The sequence below is a fragment of the Pelotalea chapellei genome (assembly GCF_018531195.1).
GTDB lineage: Bacteria > Desulfobacterota > Desulfuromonadia > Geobacterales > Pseudopelobacteraceae > Pelotalea > Pelotalea chapellei.
Map to the genome: position 1 here is coordinate 1 of NZ_JAHDYS010000005.1, position 18794 is coordinate 18794.

The 18794-nt window shown below is 51.8% G+C and carries 18 protein-coding genes; 11 read left to right on the plus strand and 7 right to left on the minus strand.

The window, feature by feature from the left end; translation table 11 throughout:
- Positions 1-99: 99 nt before the first annotated feature.
- The 5 genes from KJB30_RS06355 to KJB30_RS06375 all read right to left on the minus strand — a co-directional run bounded on the left by KJB30_RS06355 (position 100) and on the right by KJB30_RS06375 (position 2910).
- Complete coding sequence (locus KJB30_RS06355; RefSeq protein WP_214297121.1) at positions 100-777, minus strand: cytochrome b/b6 domain-containing protein; 678 nt, start codon at positions 775-777, stop codon at positions 100-102.
- A 2-nt stretch (positions 778-779) separates the two neighbouring features.
- Positions 780-1853, minus strand: a complete 1074-nt coding sequence (locus tag KJB30_RS06360) for a cytochrome c3 family protein (protein WP_367618936.1) — start codon at positions 1851-1853, stop codon at positions 780-782.
- A 131-nt stretch (positions 1854-1984) separates the two neighbouring features.
- Positions 1985-2212, minus strand: a complete 228-nt coding sequence (locus KJB30_RS06365) for a hypothetical protein (RefSeq protein WP_214297123.1) — start codon at positions 2210-2212, stop codon at positions 1985-1987.
- A gap of 47 nt (positions 2213-2259) precedes the next feature.
- Positions 2260-2640, minus strand: coding sequence for a response regulator (locus KJB30_RS06370; protein WP_214297125.1), 381 nt, complete (start codon positions 2638-2640; stop codon positions 2260-2262).
- A gap of 39 nt (positions 2641-2679) precedes the next feature.
- Positions 2680-2910 carry a hypothetical protein gene (locus KJB30_RS06375; RefSeq protein WP_214297127.1) on the minus strand — a complete coding sequence of 77 codons (231 nt, stop codon included), beginning with the start codon at positions 2908-2910 and terminating at the stop codon, positions 2680-2682.
- Positions 2911-3351: 441 nt separating this feature from the next.
- On the opposite strand from KJB30_RS06375, the gene KJB30_RS06380 reads away from it, so the two are divergent.
- Entirely contained in the window at positions 3352-4773 is a 1422-nt protein-coding gene (locus KJB30_RS06380; protein ID WP_214297129.1) for a sigma-54-dependent transcriptional regulator, read from the plus strand.
- Between the two features lie 82 nt (positions 4774-4855).
- Here KJB30_RS06380 and KJB30_RS06385 read toward each other — a convergent pair whose 3' ends face one another.
- Positions 4856-6442 carry a sensor histidine kinase gene (locus tag KJB30_RS06385; protein ID WP_214297130.1) on the minus strand — a complete coding sequence of 529 codons (1587 nt, stop codon included), beginning with the start codon at positions 6440-6442 and terminating at the stop codon, positions 4856-4858.
- Positions 6443-6713: 271 nt separating this feature from the next.
- On the opposite strand from KJB30_RS06385, the gene KJB30_RS06390 reads away from it, so the two are divergent.
- Positions 6714-7100: a hypothetical protein gene (locus KJB30_RS06390; RefSeq protein ID WP_214297132.1), complete on the plus strand. Its 387-nt coding sequence runs from the start codon at positions 6714-6716 to the stop codon at positions 7098-7100.
- A 41-nt stretch (positions 7101-7141) separates the two neighbouring features.
- Here the strand turns inward: KJB30_RS06390 and KJB30_RS06395 are convergent, their stop codons facing one another.
- Positions 7142-8056, minus strand: a complete 915-nt coding sequence (locus tag KJB30_RS06395; protein WP_214297134.1) for an NAD(P)/FAD-dependent oxidoreductase — start codon at positions 8054-8056, stop codon at positions 7142-7144.
- Positions 8057-8253: 197 nt separating this feature from the next.
- Here KJB30_RS06395 and KJB30_RS06400 point away from each other — a divergent pair, with 197 nt between their 5' ends.
- From KJB30_RS06400 to KJB30_RS06440, 9 genes are all read left to right on the plus strand, one after another.
- Entirely contained in the window at positions 8254-9018 is a 765-nt protein-coding gene (locus tag KJB30_RS06400) for a hypothetical protein (protein ID WP_214297136.1), read from the plus strand.
- Between the two features lie 202 nt (positions 9019-9220).
- Positions 9221-9772, plus strand: a complete 552-nt coding sequence (locus tag KJB30_RS06405; protein ID WP_214297137.1) for a DUF4142 domain-containing protein — start codon at positions 9221-9223, stop codon at positions 9770-9772.
- 125 nt (positions 9773-9897) lie between these two features.
- Positions 9898-11553 (plus strand): hydroxylamine reductase, encoded by a 1656-nt coding sequence (gene hcp / locus KJB30_RS06410; RefSeq protein WP_246545548.1) that lies wholly within the window; start codon positions 9898-9900, stop codon positions 11551-11553.
- Between the two features lie 208 nt (positions 11554-11761).
- Positions 11762-13567, plus strand: a complete 1806-nt coding sequence (gene ftsH, locus KJB30_RS06415; protein ID WP_214297139.1) for an ATP-dependent zinc metalloprotease FtsH — start codon at positions 11762-11764, stop codon at positions 13565-13567.
- Positions 13568-13676: 109 nt separating this feature from the next.
- Positions 13677-14987, plus strand: a complete 1311-nt coding sequence (locus KJB30_RS06420) for an NfeD family protein (protein WP_214297141.1) — start codon at positions 13677-13679, stop codon at positions 14985-14987.
- Positions 14988-15010: 23 nt separating this feature from the next.
- Positions 15011-15790 carry a slipin family protein gene (locus tag KJB30_RS06425; RefSeq protein ID WP_214297142.1) on the plus strand — a complete coding sequence of 260 codons (780 nt, stop codon included), beginning with the start codon at positions 15011-15013 and terminating at the stop codon, positions 15788-15790.
- A gap of 14 nt (positions 15791-15804) precedes the next feature.
- On the plus strand, positions 15805-16056 hold the full coding sequence (locus KJB30_RS06430; protein ID WP_214297144.1) for a DUF3820 family protein: 252 nt from the start codon (positions 15805-15807) through the stop codon (positions 16054-16056).
- A 114-nt stretch (positions 16057-16170) separates the two neighbouring features.
- Positions 16171-18258, plus strand: a complete 2088-nt coding sequence (gene tkt, locus KJB30_RS06435) for a transketolase (RefSeq protein ID WP_214297145.1) — start codon at positions 16171-16173, stop codon at positions 18256-18258.
- Positions 18255-18722, plus strand: coding sequence for an RpiB/LacA/LacB family sugar-phosphate isomerase (locus KJB30_RS06440; protein WP_246545549.1), 468 nt, complete (start codon positions 18255-18257; stop codon positions 18720-18722). Before tkt ends, KJB30_RS06440 begins: the two co-directional genes overlap by 4 nt.
- Positions 18723-18794 lie beyond the last annotated feature (72 nt).

Consider the following 18794-nt stretch of genomic DNA (forward strand, 5'->3'; position numbering starts at 1 on the left):
ACCTCCTGGGATAACGTTTATAGGGCAGTCTCTGAGTCTCTGAGTCGCTGAAGATGCCTCCTCCGTGACTCCGAGGCGCCGATACTTCGAGACTGTTTCTCAATGTGCATGTTCAGTTTTATGCGCCCCCTCGTGCTCTTCCTCACCATGTTCTACCTTTTCCCATCCATTCCACATCGGCTTGAAGTATGCCAGCGGCGTATGCCCGAGAGTTGCCAGGTAGATGTGCACGAACAGGAATGCGCAGAAGCTGCAGGCAATCAGGAAGTGAGCACTGACCAGGGTCTTGATCCCCCCGATGATCAGGATGAACTCCCGCATCGGTGCAATGTACATCAGGGCAGCACCCGACACGATCACCAGTGGCAAGAGCACCAGCATGATCATCAGATAGGCCGCCTTCTGCATCGGATTGAACTTGCTGTCCGGCGTAGCGTGATGGGGGTTGGGGCGCCCCAGGAAATAATGGAAGAAATAGAAGAATGCCTGGCGGAAGACGCCTCTCGTAATGTCGTCAATGGTGGGAATGTACAGCTTCACCAGCGTCCCTGCCACCAGCATGTAGTACAAAAGCCAGAGCGCATAGGAAATGGAGACCACCACACCCGCGGTATTGTGCAGGCTGATGGCCGCCTTGTAGGTGCCGAAGATATTGGCGTGGTCCGGAAAGCGGATCTGCAGCCCGGTAATGCAGAGAGTAACAATCCCGAAAGCGTTCAGCCAGTGCCAGATCCTGACCGGCATGGGGGTAAGGTAGATGTGCTCGGTATGTTTCATGGTCAGTGTCCCTGTCCCTTTCTGTTCTTTCTGGTCAAAAACCGGAGCGTCCCATGGCCGACCGGCATCATTAGGCCACCCACAATGATCAGCCCGCCGACAATATTGAGCGCCGTACTGCGGGTGGAACCCATCATGTAGAAATCAGGCGTCCCGTAGAGCAGGTCCATGACAGCGCCATTCTCAACCGGCACTCGTGTCACCCTGCCGTTCTTCTCGGGAAACGCCACATAACTGGTCTGCATCGCCTGGGGACCTGATGCATGGCAGAAGGAACAGTCCCAGCGGTTATCCAGGATCTGGTAGGTATGGGTCACCACCTCGGGCATCATCATGCCCCACAGACGCATGCCCCTGCCGCGCAGCTCGAGATTGAAGTTCCTCAGCTCCTTCAGAGTAATCTTGCCATCTCCATCCCTGTCCACCAGACGTTTGACATCGCCCTCAGCCGGATTCAATTTGGTCAGTTCATCGTATTCCGCCGACTTGAAATCAGCCAGCTTGTCACCCCCCTTGCGGTTTTGAATGGTCATCGTAATCACATAATTCTTCGAACCTGTATGGCAGGTGATGCAGGGCAGCGCCTCGATGTGCAGATCGGCCTGGGGCAGCCATTTGGAGTGTGTCTTCACCGTAGTCGCCGGATCGTGGCACTTGGCGCACTTGCGGTTGATGTTATCCCCTGAATCCATCAATGCAGGCTTGACCTCATGGGGATTGTGGCAATCGTTGCAGCTCGCCTTGGTACTGTGCAGGGCTGTCGCATACTCCGTATGTATCGGAGCATGACATTCCTTGCAGACCGCCTTCGCCGGCTTGCTGCCGTCATGGGGATGGCGCGGGGTAACCGACGTGTGGCAGGAATCGCAGCCGATTACCGCATGGGTGGTAGCAGCGAACTTGGCCGGATCAACAAACAGGCGCTCTCCCCCCTGGCTGGCGATATCCTTGCTGCCGTGGCACCCGAGGCAGGTGTCATTAGCGCCAGAGGCCGCCGAAGCAGGAGCAACGACGGCCATGAGCAGAACCAGAATGAAAAGACCCGATACAATGGTGCAGCACATATCTCTCTTCACAGGAACTCCTTTCAGTGAATCGGTAACGGAGAAGCGGAAAAGCAGGGAACGGGGTGAAGGGGTAATGAGGTAACGAGGAGATGGGGGAAGGGGGTGCCCCCGTCTCCCCGTTACCTCGTCTCCCCGTATCCTTATTTATGCGCCTTTGCCTCTGCCGGTGTTTCCTTGCGGACTCCCTTGATAATGCCGAACAGCATCAGGATGGCCGGCATGATCTGCAGCGCGATGATCAGAGCACAGAAGCCGAGAAAGATGTACACGAACAATCCGCTGGTGTCCTCACGGCCTCCGGCTGCATACGCGCTGGAAACGGTTGCGAGACTTGCGAGCAGTGCATTTAAAAGTGCTGTGGTTCTCATGGCGGCTCTCCTTTTGTATACAGTATACTATTAATTACCTCTTATTTTTAAAAATGTCCAATGTTCTTGAAGGCACACTCGACCGCCTGGTGGATCTCTTCACGGTCTGCCGTGTTCTGGGGTTTAAGTGCATGATAGAAGATGCCTTCCTTGCGTAACTTGCGGATCAGCGGCAGTGAAGTCTCTGCTGCCACAAGGATGATGTTCAGTTTCTGGTTGCACTGTTTGAGCAGAGGGATGATGTCTGCCGCTCCCAGGTCATCGATCCTGTTGCCAAGCAGGACAACCTGGGCTGTTTTCTTGAGGATGCCGTAGAGGGCGCTGGACAGCGAGCTTGTTGCTGTTACCGTATAGCCCTCATCGATGAAGATGTCGGCCATCATCTTCCTGCTATCCCTGTCGTCATCAACAATTAGAAGTCCTTGCATGATGTCACCCTCGCATATCTGCAGGAGAATGTGCTGCGATCAGGATTTGCTGGTACTTTCTGCAGCTTTTTTCTCGCTGGAGAAAATCCCTTTGATCATTCCGACAAACAGCATCACACCCGGCACCAGTTGGAACATGACGATCAGCACTGCAAAGGCCAGAAAGATTGCTGCAAAGAGACTCATTCCTTCTTCGCCTGCGTTGCCGGAAGCCAAAGCCTTGGTTGCGGGTACCAGAAGAGCTGCGATGGTTGCGTATGAGGTTTTCATGACAATCTCCTTTCCTGTGCAGCGGATATGTATCTGAAGCTAAGTAGTTTGTTGGTGTTGTCTTGGTATTAGCATTGGCCGTGCCAAGTTAAATTGTAGAAAGGACGGTGGCCCTAAATAACTGAAACATATATATAAAATAGCAAAAGTGATAGTAGTGAACCAATGGATAGGTCACATAAGGAATAGTTTTGATATACAGTGAAGGAGGAGTTGCGAGAGGGGAATTTGGATGTAAGTTGCTGAAACTTAGATAGATATAACAATATCTTCAGCCAGAGAGGAATGTATAGTGGGCTTATACATGTCTGGTGTTTGGAATTATTTTATTGATTTAATAAGTTTTTGCGAATACTAAGTAGTTGACTTGGTTGGAATTATAAAGGTATAAAATAAAAATTGTATACAAATTAAGGGCCTGCGACGTGGAAAGGGGAGTGCATGGAACGAATCAATATTTTGATTATTGATGATGAAGCAGTCATCAGGGACGGTTTAAAACGCATACTGAGCAATGACCGTTTCGAAGTCGAGACATGCAAGAGTGGCCATAGTGCTCTGGAACTTATGCAGGTACGTACGTTCGATCTGATCATTACTGATCTCAAAATGCCCGGAATGAACGGCATAGAGGTGCTGAAGGCGGTAAAAGCCCTACAGTCCGATGTTCCAGTGATTATGATTACCGGCTATGCGAGTGTAGATACTGCTGTGGATGCCATGAAACATGGTGCTGCGGATTATATTGCCAAACCTTTCAAGGCTGATCAGATTATTGAATTGGTCGAGCGGACGCTGGAACGTCGCAATGTGTTATTCGATGAGGTTTACCTTAAGAAGGAAATCTCCAGCCATCACGGCTTTGCAAGCTTCGTGGGAGAAAGTCGTGAAATGCAGAAAGTATATCGCCGCATCATGCAGGTCGCACCTACTGACAGCACTGTGCTTATAACTGGTGAAAGCGGCACAGGAAAAGAGCTTGTTGCTCGGGCCATACACCAGAACAGTGCACGACGAGATCAGCCTTTTGTGGCTGTCGACTGTTCTTCACTGGCTGAAAATCTTCTGGAAAGCGAACTGTTTGGCCATGTAAAAGGATCTTTTACCGGAGCGGTCCAGACAAAGGTCGGTCTCTTCAAAGTGGCGGATAACGGGACTTTATTTCTGGATGAAGTTTCGAATATAAGCATGTCCACCCAGGCCAAACTGCTGCGGGTGCTTCAGGAGCGCCAGGTGACTCCCATCGGAGGTATACAGCCCATTCCAACCAATATTCATCTGGTTGCAGCTACAAACCGCAACTTGAAGGAGATGGTGAGCGAAGGAACTTTCAGGGAGGATCTTTATTTCCGTCTCAACATAATACCGATCGAACTCCCTCCTCTCCGTGAGCGCAAAGGAGATGTACCGCTTCTGATCAGTCATTTTTTTAAGAAATTCACTGAAGAAATAGGAAAGGATGTCCGCGGTCTCTCGCCCGATGCAATGGCCATGCTGGAAGGCTACTCTTTTCCCGGCAATGTGCGGGAATTGGAGAATACGATCGAGCGAGCTGTAGTCCTGACAGAAGGAGACATAATCACTAAAGACGATCTGGAACTGTTTGGAGCAAAACCTTTGGTTGTGGAGCAGGTGGAATTTGAAGGGTACGTGCCATCTAACTCCGATGAACTTAAAGAAATGAAGCGTCACATTCGGGAACGCTCGGTGGAGGATATTGAAAAAGCTTTTGTAATGGGCGCTCTCGAGCGGAACAACTGGAATATAACACGGGCCGCCGAAGAAACCGGCATGCTGCGGCCTAATTTTCAAGGGATGCTCAAACGGCTGGGGATTTCTGCCCGTGCCCAGCAGGAAAGATAAATCCATTTAAAATACTGTCGTCACAATAAAAAACCCGGGGAGGCAAATCCCCGGGTTTTTTATTTCAAGCTTTGTTTCCCGATCAAATCATTATGTCGTCAAGGAATCCATTGTCGTACACCGGAAGTGAGATAGTGAAAGTTGTTCCTTCTCCCAACCTGCTTTTTACCTCGATCTTCCCGCCGTTATTCTCAACTATCCCATAAGATATGGAAAGCCCCAGCCCAGTACCGTCCGCCTTAGTAGTGAAAAAAGGGTCAAAGATGTGATTCAGGTGCTCCGCATCAATGCCATGCCCTGTATCCTTTATTTCTGCACAGGCAAATCCGTCATCATTGATCATGCAAGTACGGATAGTGAGAGTCCCGCCACTGGGCATGGCATGGCTGGCATTAATAAACAGGTTCACGAACACCTGCTGAACCTGGTTGGGGTCCACCAGTATGTCCGACATATGCCCTGAATAATCTTTGATGATTGATATTTCACTAAAGGTTGGTTGCTTGTGAACCAGGGTTACTACTTTATCCAGTAACGCATTCAGGGAGACTGCTTCTTTACGCGGCACTGCTTCACGAGAGAATTCCAGAAGTCTACTGACAATGTCGGCACAGCGTTGGCTTTCAGAGGTGATCCTTTCAAGATCAGGTTTCAGTTCCGGATCGAGTCTTTTATCCGCGGTCAGAATGGAAGAATAGAGGAGCACTCCTGTCAAAGGATTGTTTATTTCATGGGCGATACCCGCAACCAGTTTTCCCAGTGAAGCGAGCTTTTCCGAGCGTCGTAGCTGGGTTTCTATCTTTTTGATCTCTACGGTTCTTTCTTCAACCTTTTCTTCAAGATTATAGCCCCATCTGGTTAATTCCTCATGCGCCATCTTAAGATTTTCAGTCATACGATTGAGTGCTTTGGCGAGTTCTCCCAGTTCATCACCCGAAGCAGCAGGTACCCTTGAATTAAGATCCCCGGCTGAAACCAGGGTAGTATGCCGCACCAGTCGCTGGACGGGACGATTAACCAGCCGTTGAGTTAGAAACGTCAGACTGCCGCCGGTAATGAGAAGCATCACGCATGCGATAACGAAAAACTGTGCATGATATTCCTGAGTTTTCAAGCGCATGTTGGCCATTGATACTTCTATATCCAGTAAGCCTAATACTTTTTGATTTTCCTGGTGAAAATGACATGAGGCAACAGCGCATGTGGGCTGATTATAGATTGCGTTGGTAAGCCCAAGCATCTCTTTGCCTTCAGAATTGGTAAACAGGCGGCTTCGATGCATAGTGGATGCATAGAGTTTGGGATCCTTACCTTTGTGGCACATGGCACAAGCTTCAGCACTTTTATCAATTACGGTACCAATTTCCTTATTGTTGCTTGAGTAGGCAATTCTACCTTCACGATCTATCAGCCGGATATGATCCACGCTTTTGCCTTTACCGATCCTGTCGATCATTTTGTAAAGACTTTCCTTATCATTCTTGAGCATGGCATCGTAGGCACTCTGGTTGATGATCTCGGCCATCTGGTCAGCAGTGGAGATGGAATACTCCTGCATGACTTTTTGGAAATTTTTCACATTGAGATAATCAAGGAGAACCATGAAACCAATTAGTATAAGGGATGTGGCCAGGGTGAGCTTGACGATAAGACTGTGACGTTTTTGCATGAAGCCCTCTCTGTTAAATAATTTTAAAGTTGAATACATCCTTTCCAGCCAAGAGTCAAGGAGCGACTTGTTTGGCAATGTTGACTAGTTGGTATTCTGAACTAGAATTTTTAAAGCAGGAGACAGGTGATTATTCCATTGATAAAAGGAGATCGATCCATGAGAACAGTCAAAAGATCTATTTTTGCACTTGCCGCGCTCGTTGCTTTGTCAGGGATGGCATTGAGCACAGGGTGCAACAAGAAAGAAGGTGCAACCGGAGGTGGCACTGGTGGCAGCACCGGGTATGGCACAACACGCGGATCTGGCACCGGCGGCGGCACAGGCGGTAGCATCGGGTCAGGTACTGGTGGAAGCACCGGCTATGGAACTACAAGCCCATCCGGATCAGGCACTAGCGGCAGCGGCACGGGCGGCAGCACTGGCTACGGTACAACCGGTACAGACACTGGATCCGGTATGGGTGGAAGTTTGGGTGGTACGGGCAGCGGCAGCGGTACTGGCGGTGGCATGGGTGGTACAGGCAGCGGCAGCGGTACTGGCGGTGGCATGGGGGGCAGCGGCGGAATGGGAGGCTCTACCGGTGGCGGAACTGGCGGAAGTGGTGGCGGGAGGTAGAAGCATCACTATGGGCGAGGCACGCCTCGCCCTTGCCTGACACGCATGAAGCAAAGCTCAAGCCCTTTTAAAGGTTGCCTTTTAAAGGGCTTGTTTTTTATGGTTCTCAAGGTCTTCCTTGTGTAGGGCAGTATTAAGGGCAAATGCAGCTTCTGCTCCCTCGGCCGCAGCTATTATTGCCAGTTGAATCGATTTGGCTGCGTCACCTGCCACAAAGAGACGTGACCTTGTCTGCTGGAACTTTCCAGTTTCAACTTCACCCACCGGTGTTATGGTGCAACCCAGTTTTCCAGCCAGTGGAGAGGCCTGAGACTGGGATGGATAAAAGAACAGCGCTCGGCGTGTCAGCAGGGTGTCGTCCTGGAAGCGTATTTGAAACATGCCGCCGATTTCACCCTCAAGGTTGCGTATTCGCTGGGTAACAACTTTTATTCCATGATGCTCAAGCAGGATCAGTTGATCTTGTGAAGGTGATGTTTTTCCATCGGTGCAAAGGATGACATCATTGCTCCATCCGGTCAGTTCCAGGGCATACTCCACACCAGTTGCGCCTTCAGCATATACTGCCAGCGCCTGATCCCGCAGTTCCCATCCATCACAGTAGGGACAGTGAAATACGTTGTGTCCGTAGTACCTTTCTATTCCGTCAATATCAGGAAGATGATCAACTATGCCTGTTGCTACCAGCAGATATTTACCCTGGTATGTCCGGCCATCTATCAGGCGTACTTCATAACTCTTCTCATGCGCTTCCGCATCAATGATCTCCGCTTCCATCTGTATGACTGATGGATAGGCCTTCAGTTCTTCCTGGATGATGTGGCGAAGCTCAAATGGATTAATGCCGTCCCGAGAAATGAACCCATGCAGGGCCTTTGACGAGCTGTTACGAGGCTTGCCTGTGTCGCAGATCAGGATATTTCTGCGGCATCTTCCCAGAATCAACGCTGCGCTCATTCCGGCAATCCCGCCACCCGCAATGATGACATCAAACATGGGAACTCCTTTTGACAGGCTGGTAAAACTACTACGGGGCCAATCTGCGGTTTTGTTTATCCTCGAAGTATAGGATGGTGAAAAGTGATGTCAAATACAGGCAGGCTCTATGATTTACAGGGAAAGGTGTGCTAAGGTGTGCCTCGCTCTGGCAGCATCTACTGGAAACATGCATCAACATTGGAATGAGGTGAATTATGGTTTTTCACAAGGCACTGCCACTGGTATGTGCGGTTTTGTTATTACTGGTTGTTGGTGGGGCACCACTGACTGGTTTTGCGGCTGGTTTTACGGACTACGATATAACCCTGCAGGAGCTCAATAAGGTCAAGAAGGTGAATCCTAAAAAAGAGAAGAAAAGTCACAAGAAGCAGAGACGTGAAAAAAAAGAACCCCTGCCCGCAGCAACGATGACTGAACCAGCTCCTGGTGTGACTTCTGTGCCCGCTTCACCTGAAACCAGTCCTGCCGGTCCTGCGGCAGTACCACTGAAAGAGGCTGTATCCAAAGACGTACCCGTCACAAAGACCGCGCCCGAGGATACGAGCGGAATAACCCATGATCCCTTCAGTTTTATTGTTACCGGGAAACGCACTGTGCTGCAGGCTGTTGTAGATGGTACCGGAGATATGGCGGCACTCTTCTGCAGGTTCAGTTCTGCAAAGGGCGATGTCTGGGCTCGTGTACCCATGAAACAGGTTGTTAACACCCACTTTACCTATCAGGCTATTCTGCCCGCTCTCGCATCAGAGACACGTACTTTGCGCTACAGTTTTGTAAAAGTTGATTCAAACGGTAAAGAGACGCACAGTCGTGAATATGCTATTTCCGTAAAACCATCCTTTATTGTTCCAGGATGGCAGCAAGATCCCGCCAACGACAAGCTTGAAGTGATTATCGAAAAAAATTCCGGTCCCATGACTGGATTCAGTGACCCCGGTTACCTTCCTGCGGCACCCTGACCATTCCCGTTTCAGCTCTTCTTGATTCCCCTTCTTTTCCTTTTGAATGCCAATGCATTGTCCCCTGATCAGCCCCGCAATTAGCGGCTGATCAGGGTATATATGGTGCGTCAAGCTTTGGTGATGTCAGTTGACAACGCCTGTTTGCATGGTAATTTTTAAACAGAAACATTAATAAATATTTCAAGGAAACGGAGGTTCTATGCGGAAGGGAACGTGGTTAGGAATACTGATCGGCCTGTTGGCTATTGCTTTTGCAATTCCTCTCTTTGCTGCTGATAAAGGGCCGAGCGGAGCTGACAAGAAATTTTTTATGGAAGCTGCAAGTGGTGGCATGATGGAAGTGCAGCTTGGTCAGCTTGCGAGAGACAAGGGGCAAACTCAGGATGTAAAAGATTTCGGTTCCCGCATGGTTACTGACCACACCAAGGCCAATGATGAGCTGAAACAGCTTGCTCAGCAGAAAAACTGGACAATGCCGACAAAGCTTGAGCGCAAACACAAATCAATGATGGATAAAATGCAGAAAGCTTCCGGACCGGAATTCGACAAGCAGTATATGAAGGGTATGGTAAAGGATCATACCAAAGACATTGAGGATTTCAGAAAAGCTACCGAGAAAGTGAAAGATCCTGATCTGAAAGCCTGGGCTCAGAAGACACTTCCGGTATTGGAGCAGCACCTGCAGTTAGCTAAAGATACCGCAGGTAAAGTCGGCGCTGATGTTGGAAAAGCCGGTAAAGCAGAACACTGATAAGGACAATCACAGTTATAGTATTTGACCCTGTAGACAGGGGAAAAAGGTCGCCCAGCAGTAACATGGACGACCTTTTCTTTTAGTTTGGGGATGTAAACTACCTAAAATCCAAAGGAGTCAAAATGGAAACGGCTATGTTTTGCAGACAGTGTGAACAGGCGACACGCGGGATCGCGTGCGACGTAATGGGAAACTGCGGCAAGGACCCGCAGGTGGCGGCTTTGCTTGACCTGATGATTCACGGTCTCCAGGGAGTTGCTGTATATGCTCATCTGGCAAGGGACTTTGGAGCTAAGGACCCGGAAATAGATCAATTCATGCTGAGTGGTCTTTTCACCCGGGTAACAAATGTCAATTTTGACCCCGAAGATATTGCTGCCCGTCTGCGTCGCTGCTATCAAATCAAGGAAAAGGCACGTGCTCTTTTCCAGCAGGCACACCAGCAGCAAAAAGGAGGGCCGGCACCGGAATTCGACGCAGGTCCGGAAGCCTGGAAACCGGCTGAAGATACGGCAGGACTCATCACACAAGGCCGGCAGTTCGGCGTGCTTACCTGGCATCAGGATCCTGATATTCTCTCTACCATCGAGATTCTCATCTACGGATTAATGGGGATGGCAGCTTTTGCCTGGCATGCGACGGAACTGGGGAAAGAAGATGACGAGATTTATGCCTTCATTCACAGATCCCTCGCTGCCACTGTGGACCGTACCAAAACACTGCAGGATTTTGTGGCCCTCTCCATGGAATGTGGAAAGATGAACCTGCGTACAATGGAACTTCTTTATGAAGGCCATGCAGAACGGCTTTCCGCACCCGAACCGATGAAGGTTAACCTGGGCACCAGGAAAGGGAAGGGGATCGTGGTTTCGGGACATGACCTGCCGATGCTGGAGGAGATTCTTCAGCAAAGCGAAGGCAAGGGGATCAATGTCTATACCCACGGCGAGATGCTGCCCGCGAATGGTTATCCGGGGCTGCGTAAATTCAAGCATTTTGCCGGCAATTTCGGCAGTGCCTGGCAGAACCAGACCCGGGAGCTGCCCGATTTCCCAGGGGCGATCATCTTCAATACCAACTGTATTCAACGTCCCGACAAATCCTATACTGATCGGCTCTTCACTTGGGGTGAGGTGGCCTGGCCCGGAATTCGGCACCTCAATGGACATGATTTCACACCACTGATCGAAAAGGCACTTGAGCTTCCAGACCTGGAAGAGAAACCTGGACAGGAGATCATGGTCGGGTTCGGCCATCAGGCGGTGCTCAATGTGGCGGAGCAGGTTGTTGAGGGAGTTAAGAGCGGCGCCATCAAGCACTTCTTCCTCATTGGCGGATGCGACGGCGCCAAGCCGGGGCGCAATTATTTCACCGATCTGGCACAGCAAGTTCCCAAGGATTGTGTGATTTTGACCCTGGCCTGCGGAAAGAATCGTTTCAACCGCATGGAGTTTGGTGATATCGGCGGCATTCCGCGGCTTTTGGATGTGGGGCAGTGTAACGATGCCTATTCCGCCATACGCATCGCCCTGGCGCTGTCTGACGCATTCCAATGCGGCGTGAATGAATTGCCACTTTCCATGTTCCTCTCCTGGTACGAGCAAAAGGCCCACGTCATCCTGCTCACCCTGCTGCATCTCGGGATCAGGGACATCAAGCTGGGCCCATCCCTGCCGGCCTATGTCTCACCCGGAGTGCTGAATTTCCTGGTCGAAAACTTCAATCTTGGTCCTGTCACTTCACCTGAACAGGATCTGCGACAGGCGCTTGGTGCCTGATCTGCTGCTTGTCCTGAATGCACTGAGAAAGCTCACTGCCTGGGCTTTCTCAGTGCATCTTTCCCCTGTCTGATTCTCGTCTCAATGCCTCTCCTGTGATTCGACCCACATCTTTTAAAGCGGTTACCTTCTAGTATGGATGCAACCCGGGATGTATCGAGCTGAACTCGCACTGCCCGGAACTGCCCTGAAAAAGTACGAGGTGACCATGAAAAACAGTAAATTCACTCCCCGGGTGCTGGTATGTATCATTGCAAGTATCATCGTGGTGGGAGCACTCAGTGTTCCTGTCTGGAATCATTTCAAAGCCCCGGAGAAGGATCAGCTCAGTTACACAGCCTTTGTCAAGAAAGTTCAGGCTGGGGAAATAATCAAAGTAAAGATTGAAGGTGATGCCATAACTGCTGACGGTAAAAAGGGAATCACCTACCAGCTTTACAGACCTTTAGATGCCGATCTATCCAAGATGCTGCTGGAAAAAGGGGTAGAATTCTCGGCAAAACCTGCGGCTGCAAATTTCCGGTGGTTCGAGTTCAGTTTCGTACTCCTGGCCCTGCTCCCGCTGGTGGTTATCATGAAGAAAATGGCGGTATTTGGTAAAGGCAAGGTTGCCCAGGTGGATGTTTCCAAGACCACGACTATCTTCACGGATGTCGCTGGAGCTGACGAAGCCAAAACCGACCTGCTTGAAACAGTGGAGTTCCTCAAAGATCCGCGCCGGTTTGCACGACTGGGAGGTAAGATGCCAAAGGGGGTGCTTTTGGTGGGACCTCCGGGAACCGGTAAAACCCTCCTGGCCCGGGCTGTTGCTGGGGAGGCTGGTGTGCCGTTCTTTGCCATGTCTGGATCTGAATTCGTAGAGATGTATGTCGGAGTAGGAGCATCAAGGGTCAGGACGTTGTTTGCGCAAGCCAGGAAAGCAGGTTCCTGCATCATTTTCATTGATGAGCTGGATGCTGTTGGCCGGCGTCGTGACTCTGGCAGTGGCGGTCCCAGTGATGAGAGGAATCAGACCTTGAACCAGCTGCTGGTGGAGATGGATGGTTTTGCGGCTAATCTTGGCATTGTCGTCATTGCCGCTACAAACCGTCCTGAAGTTCTGGATCCCGCGCTTCTGCGACCGGGCCGTTTCGACCGGCAAGTGGTGGTAGGTTCACCGGATATCAAGGGACGTGAAGAGATATTGAAAGTTCATGTGCGCAATGTTCCATTGAATCCACTGGTGGACCTGCGACTGATAGCAAGGGGTACCCCCGGTTTTTCCGGCGCCGATCTTGCCAACGTGGTCAATGAAGCAGCCATCCTTGCAGCCAGGGCAGGTAAGCCTCTGGTGGACATGGAGGATTTCGAGACCGCACGGGATAAGATCCTGATGGGAGCAGAAAAGAAATCAATGGTGTTGTCTGAGCGTGCAAAACAGGGGACAGCTTATCATGAGGCAGGCCATGTCATGGTTGCCAAGCTTGTGCCGGGATGCGATCCAGTACACAAGGTTTCCATCATCCCACGAGGAAGAGCATTGGGTGTTACAGTCCAGATTCCTGAAGAAGATATCCATTGCTACACTAGGGAAATGCTGATTGCCCACATCAAAGTGTTGATGGGGGGCCGCGCAGCCGAAGATCTGATTTTCAACACAACCACCACTGGAGCCGGAAACGATCTGGCCCGTGCAACGGACATGGCTCGCAAGATGGTCTGCGAATGGGGTATGTCGAAAGCATTTGGACCGGTTGCTTTTGGAAATCATGAAACAACTACCGATAATGACGGTTCCAGTGCAGGAAAAAATTTCAGTGATGCTACCGCTGTTGAAATAGATACTGAAATTCGCACACTGGTCACTTCTGCCTATGATGAAGTCCGTGATCTGCTGCTGTCTCATATGGAAGGATTAAAGCAGCTCTCGACTGAACTGCTTGCCAAGGAGACCCTGGACAGTGCCGAGATTGATCATATCCTTGCATTAACCATGGCGGATTCAGGGCATGATGCAACCGGAGCGATCATATAATTTAAGAGAAAATTTCAGTAGCACAGGAGCGGATGCCTTAGGTATCCGCTCTTTTTTTATAAAAATTCAGCGGGTTTGACTGGCACAAGCGGACAGATATACTAACCCTATGATCCGATTGTTGCTCGTCTTCTGTCTATTGCTGCTCTTTGATACAGTTCCCGTCGAGGGGGCGCCACCCCCTATCGGTATTGTCACCATAGACGGCACCATCAATCCGATAACTACCGAATACATGCAGCGCAGCCTGAAAAAGGCCGCACAGCTGGGTGAACAGGCGGTTGTGATTGAGATGGATACACCTGGCGGGTTGGACACAGCCATGCGGGCCATCATCAAGAGCATGTTTGCCAGTTCTGTGCCGGTGGTTGTGTATGTGGCACCTGCCGGAGCACGGGCGGCGTCGGCAGGTGCGGTGATAGCCCTGGCTGCGGATGTATGCGCCATGGCTCCCGGAACAAACATCGGAGCTGCCCACCCTGTATCGATGGGGGAAAAGCGGGATAAGGTAATGGCTGCAAAGGTGCTTAATGATGCGGCGGCATATGTGGAAGGGATTGCCATAAAGCGTGGTAGAAACCAGGATCTTGCGACACAAATGGTACGAGAAAGTCTGTCGCTTTCGGCGGAAAAAGGGCTGGAGGGTGGCGTTGTCGATCTTATGGCTGGCAGTCGGACCGAACTTCTGTTGAAACTTGACAACAGGCTTATTCCCCGGAATGGGGGGGCTGTTGTCCTGCGAACAGCCGGAGCAGAGTTGATCAGGCATGAAATGGGGAGCAGGGATAAGATCCTTGATGCCGTCAGCAACCCCAATATCGCCTATCTGTTAATGATGCTCGGATTCGTTGGCTTGTTTTTCGAGCTTTCCACGCCCGGCGTGATTCTGCCAGGCGTAATTGGAGCCATCTCGTTGATACTGGCGTTTTTTGCCCTGCAATCGTTGCCGGTCAATTACGCAGGGGTGCTGCTCATCCTGCTTGCACTGATCCTCTTCATTGCAGAAATAAAGGTTGTCTCCTATGGGATGCTGACGATCAGCGGCATCGTAGCAATGACACTGGGCTCGCTCTTTCTGTTCCGGTCGCCGGTTTCCGAACTGCAGCTCTCCTGGAGTGTCATCTTCACGACGGTTGTCACCATCGCCGCTTTTTTCAGCTGGGTGGTCAATCGGGGGATCAAGGCCCACCGACGTAAGCCGGTTACCGGCAGTGAAGGACTTACCGGAGAAAATGGAATCGCTGACAGTGACATGGTACCCGAAGGCACCGTGCTGGTGCATGGTGAACGCTGGAATGCCTGGAGTGGTAATGGACCGATACGACGCGGCGATCAGGTGGAAGTAGTCGAGGTGGATGGACTGCGGCTGCGGGTCAGGAAGGTAACAAGGAACGCGCGGTTTGATGTCAGTCAGTTATAACCGAAGCATTATAAGGAGAGCCCATGTTCAATATACTCAATTATGTGCCGATTGCCTTTGTGCTGTTTTTTCTCGGGATGGTTGCCGCCAGCGCAGTGCGGGTGCTGCCGGAGTATGAGCGCGGTGTCCTTTTCAGGCTTGGCCGATTCGCCGGTGTGCGAGGTCCCGGTCTCTTCTTCATCATTCCGGGAATAGACCGACTTGTGAGAGTTTCACTGCGCACCGTGGCCATGGATGTTCCTCCCCAGGATGTCATCACCCGTGACAACGTGACGGTAAAAGTTTCCGCAGTTATTTACTTCAGGGTTATTGCCGCGGAAAAGTCGATCATCGATGTTGAAGATTATCTCTATGCCACAAGTCAATTGTCCCAGACGACCTTGCGAAGCGTGCTCGGTCAGGTGGAACTGGATGAATTGCTGGCAAACCGGGAAAAAATCAATCGACAGCTGCAGGAAATTCTCGATCGCCACACCGAGCCGTGGGGAGTCAAGGTTGCCAACGTCGAGGTGAAAAACATCGACCTGCCCCAGGAGATGCTGCGTGCTATTGCAAAACAGGCGGAAGCGGAGCGTGAGCGGAGGGCCAAGGTAATCCATGCTGAAGGAGAATACCAGGCCTCGGAGAAACTGGCCCAGGCAGCAAATGTTTTGGCGGCAGAGCCGATGTCCCTGCAGCTCCGCTTTCTGCAGACCTTGACCGAAATCGCGGCAGAAAAGAATTCCACCACGATTTTCCCCGTGCCTATTGATCTTCTGAAGGTTTTTATGGATAAACGAGAGGAAGAGAAGAAACATACTTGATGGGTGGAGATTTCATGATTGATGATCGTTTGAATCCATGTGCTGCAGCTGCCTATGACCCAAAGGAACTGTTGGAACTGGCAACAATGAGGATGCCCTTCGGCAAGTACCAGGGGCGACTGTTGGTAGACCTGCCGGAGCCTTATGTGGTCTGGTTTGCCAACAAAGGTTTCCCCGAAGGCAAGCTCGGCAGGATGCTGCAGACAGTGTTTGAAATCAAAGTCAACGGATTGGAGTATCTCTTTGATCCGTTACGCCCCCGTTGAAGCAGATGCAGTCACTAAGTCTCTAAGTATCAGGTCCCCATTGCAATCCCCTAATGTAAGCTCTGCTTTTGCAGGTATACTTTCACAAAGACCTTCAGCGAAAGGAGAACCATTGTGACGGAAGAGCTTTCTAAAACCTTTGCACCTGACGCCTTGGACGATCTCTGCATCAACACTATCCGTTTCCTGGCGGTTGATGCCGTACAAAAGGCCAATAGCGGACACCCCGGCATGCCAATGGGGGCAGCACCCATGGCCTATGTCCTCTGGACCCGCTTTCTGAAACACAATCCGGCCAATACCGGCTGGTTCGACCGCGACCGTTTTGTCCTTTCTGCCGGTCATGGCTCAATGCTTCTGTACGCTCTGCTTCATCTCACCGGGTACGATCTTCCCCTGGCTGAAATCGAACGGTTCCGTCAGTGGGGAAGCATGACCCCCGGCCATCCCGAACGGGAAGTCAAACCGGGGATCGAGACAACCACCGGTCCGCTGGGACAGGGATTTGGCAATGCCGTCGGGATGGCAATCGCCGAGGCTTGGCTTGCAGCCCGCTACAATCGGCCGAACTTTGATTTGATCAACCATTTCACCTACTGCGTGGTTGGTGACGGCGACCTGATGGAAGGTGTCGCGTCCGAGGCTGCGTCCCTTGCCGGTCACCTGCGCCTTGGTAAACTGATCTGCCTCTATGATGACAACCGGATCACTCTTGCCGCCGGTACAGACCTCGCTTTTACCGAAGATCGTGCCGCCCGCTTTGCAGCTTACGGCTGGCACGTTCAGACTGTGGATAAGGGAAATGACCTGGTTGCCATTCATGCCGCACTGGAAGCCGCACAGGCTGAGACAGGGCGCCCTTCCATTATTCTGGTCCGCACCCATATCGGTTACGGCTCCCCTAATCTACAGGACACCTTCGAGGCTCACGGCTCTCCATTGGGAGCGGAGGAGGTACGACTTACCAAGGAGCGTCTTGGTTGGCCTGTGGAGCCGCTGTTTTACGTACCGGAAGCGGCGCTCCGGCATTTTCGTCGGGCAGTGGAATCGGGACGCCAGACGGAATCGATATGGAACGAGAGGTTGGCGCAGTATACCCGTGAGTTCCCCGAGGCAGGGGCGGAGCTCTGCCGGGTAATGTCTGCTGAACTTCCCTCCGGCTGGGATGTGGAAACGCCGCACTTTGATCCCACCACGAAAGGGATTGCTACCAGGGTTGCCGCCGGGAAGGTAATGAATGCCTTTGCCTCCCGCATTCCGCAGCTGATCGGCGGTTCGGCAGACCTGAACTCATCCACACACACCGCTCTGAAAGAACAAGGTGATTTTCAGAGCCCGGCTCTGCAACCTGGTGACAGGCAGGGAGCGGTTGGCGGAGTGTGGGATTACAGTGGACGCAATATTCATTTCGGGGTCCGTGAACATGGCATGGGTGCAATCATGAACGGCATGGCTGCCCACGGCGGCACCATCCCCTTCGGCTCCACCTTTCTCACCTTTTCCGATTATCTGCGGCCTTCCCTGCGTCTGGCGGCGCTGATGGGGCTTCATGTAATTCATGTCTTTACCCACGACAGTATTGGTCTTGGTGAAGATGGCCCCACTCACCAGCCGGTGGAGCATCTTGCAGCGCTTCGGGCGATTCCCAACCTGGTGGTGATCCGTCCAGGCGACGCCAACGAGGCAGCTGTGGCCTGGCAGGTTGCTCTGGAGATGAACAACCTGCCAATAGCACTTATCCTGACCCGCCAGAATATTCCCATCCTGGATCGGAACAGCTGTGCCCCGGCCGTGGGCCTGTGGCGTGGTGGCTACATTCTGTGCGGTTTGGCCGATGAAATACCGGATCTTATTTTAATTGCCACCGGATCCGAACTGCATCTTGCGGTCTCCGCACGGGAAAAGCTTGGTGAGGAGGGTATTCGAGTTCGGGTGGTCTCCCTGCCGAGCTGGGAACTGTTCGACGAACAACCCAAGGAATACCGCGACCAAGTTCTTCCTCCCCAGGTAACCAAACGGCTGGCCATCGAGGCGGGCTGTTCACAGGGGTGGCACCGATTTATTGGAATGGAGGGGGATATCATCGCAGTGGATCATTTCGGTGCCTCTGCCCCCGGTGAGGTGGTTATGCGCGAATTCGGCTTTACCGTGGAGCATGTCTGCGAGCGGGCGCTGCGTCTGCTGGAGCGGGGAACACAATGAGCGCTCTGCGAATCGGAATCGCCGCAGATCATGGTGGATTTGCAATGAAGGAACAGATTGTTGCGGAGCTGCGTGAGGCGGGATACGAGCTGATTGATTTCGGTGCCGTTAAATTTGATGCGTCCGACGATTATCCCGATTTCGTGATCCCCCTGGCGAAAGCGGTGGGAGAGGGGAGGCTTGATCGCGGCATCGCGCTCTGCGCAAGCGGTGTCGGCGCCTCCATTGCCGCCAATAAGGTTCCCGGGGTTCGAGGAGCGCTGGTCCATGACCACTACTCTGCGCACCAGGGGGTGGAACACGATGACATGAACATCATCTGCCTCGGCAGTGCCGTGGTAGGCCGTGCCTTGGCCATAGAGCTGGTGCAGAGCTTTCTTGCTGCCAGCTTCAGCGGCGATGAGCGTCATCGTCGCCGTCTGGATAAAGTTGCGGTCCTTGAAGACAAAGCGGCGGGAACTTGAAAGGGATATTAATTGGCATCGCTCTACTGCTCAATGCATCCCTCCCCCAGCGGGGGAGGAGTAATTTTTACC

What these genes read in the sequence shown, in the direction of transcription:
- ftsH (WP_214297139.1), top strand. Translation starts at nt 11,762, where the DNA reads ATGAAAAACAGTAAATTCACTCCCCGGGTGCTGGTATGTATCATTGCA.
- KJB30_RS06355 (WP_214297121.1), bottom strand. Translation starts at nt 777, where the DNA reads ATGAAACATACCGAGCACATCTACCTTACCCCCATGCCGGTCAGGATC.
- KJB30_RS06385 (WP_214297130.1), bottom strand. Translation starts at nt 6,442, where the DNA reads ATGCAAAAACGTCACAGTCTTATCGTCAAGCTCACCCTGGCCACATCC.
- KJB30_RS06430 (WP_214297144.1), top strand. Translation starts at nt 15,805, where the DNA reads ATGATTGATGATCGTTTGAATCCATGTGCTGCAGCTGCCTATGACCCA.
- KJB30_RS06405 (WP_214297137.1), top strand. Translation starts at nt 9,221, where the DNA reads ATGCGGAAGGGAACGTGGTTAGGAATACTGATCGGCCTGTTGGCTATT.
- KJB30_RS06380 (WP_214297129.1), top strand. Translation starts at nt 3,352, where the DNA reads ATGGAACGAATCAATATTTTGATTATTGATGATGAAGCAGTCATCAGG.
- KJB30_RS06400 (WP_214297136.1), top strand. Translation starts at nt 8,254, where the DNA reads ATGGTTTTTCACAAGGCACTGCCACTGGTATGTGCGGTTTTGTTATTA.
- KJB30_RS06395 (WP_214297134.1), bottom strand. Translation starts at nt 8,056, where the DNA reads ATGTTTGATGTCATCATTGCGGGTGGCGGGATTGCCGGAATGAGCGCA.
- KJB30_RS06425 (WP_214297142.1), top strand. Translation starts at nt 15,011, where the DNA reads ATGTTCAATATACTCAATTATGTGCCGATTGCCTTTGTGCTGTTTTTT.
- KJB30_RS06365 (WP_214297123.1), bottom strand. Translation starts at nt 2,212, where the DNA reads ATGAGAACCACAGCACTTTTAAATGCACTGCTCGCAAGTCTCGCAACC.
- KJB30_RS06440 (WP_246545549.1), top strand. Translation starts at nt 18,255, where the DNA reads ATGAGCGCTCTGCGAATCGGAATCGCCGCAGATCATGGTGGATTTGCA.
- hcp (WP_246545548.1), top strand. Translation starts at nt 9,898, where the DNA reads ATGGAAACGGCTATGTTTTGCAGACAGTGTGAACAGGCGACACGCGGG.
- KJB30_RS06420 (WP_214297141.1), top strand. Translation starts at nt 13,677, where the DNA reads ATGATCCGATTGTTGCTCGTCTTCTGTCTATTGCTGCTCTTTGATACA.
- KJB30_RS06375 (WP_214297127.1), bottom strand. Translation starts at nt 2,910, where the DNA reads ATGAAAACCTCATACGCAACCATCGCAGCTCTTCTGGTACCCGCAACC.
- KJB30_RS06370 (WP_214297125.1), bottom strand. Translation starts at nt 2,640, where the DNA reads ATGCAAGGACTTCTAATTGTTGATGACGACAGGGATAGCAGGAAGATG.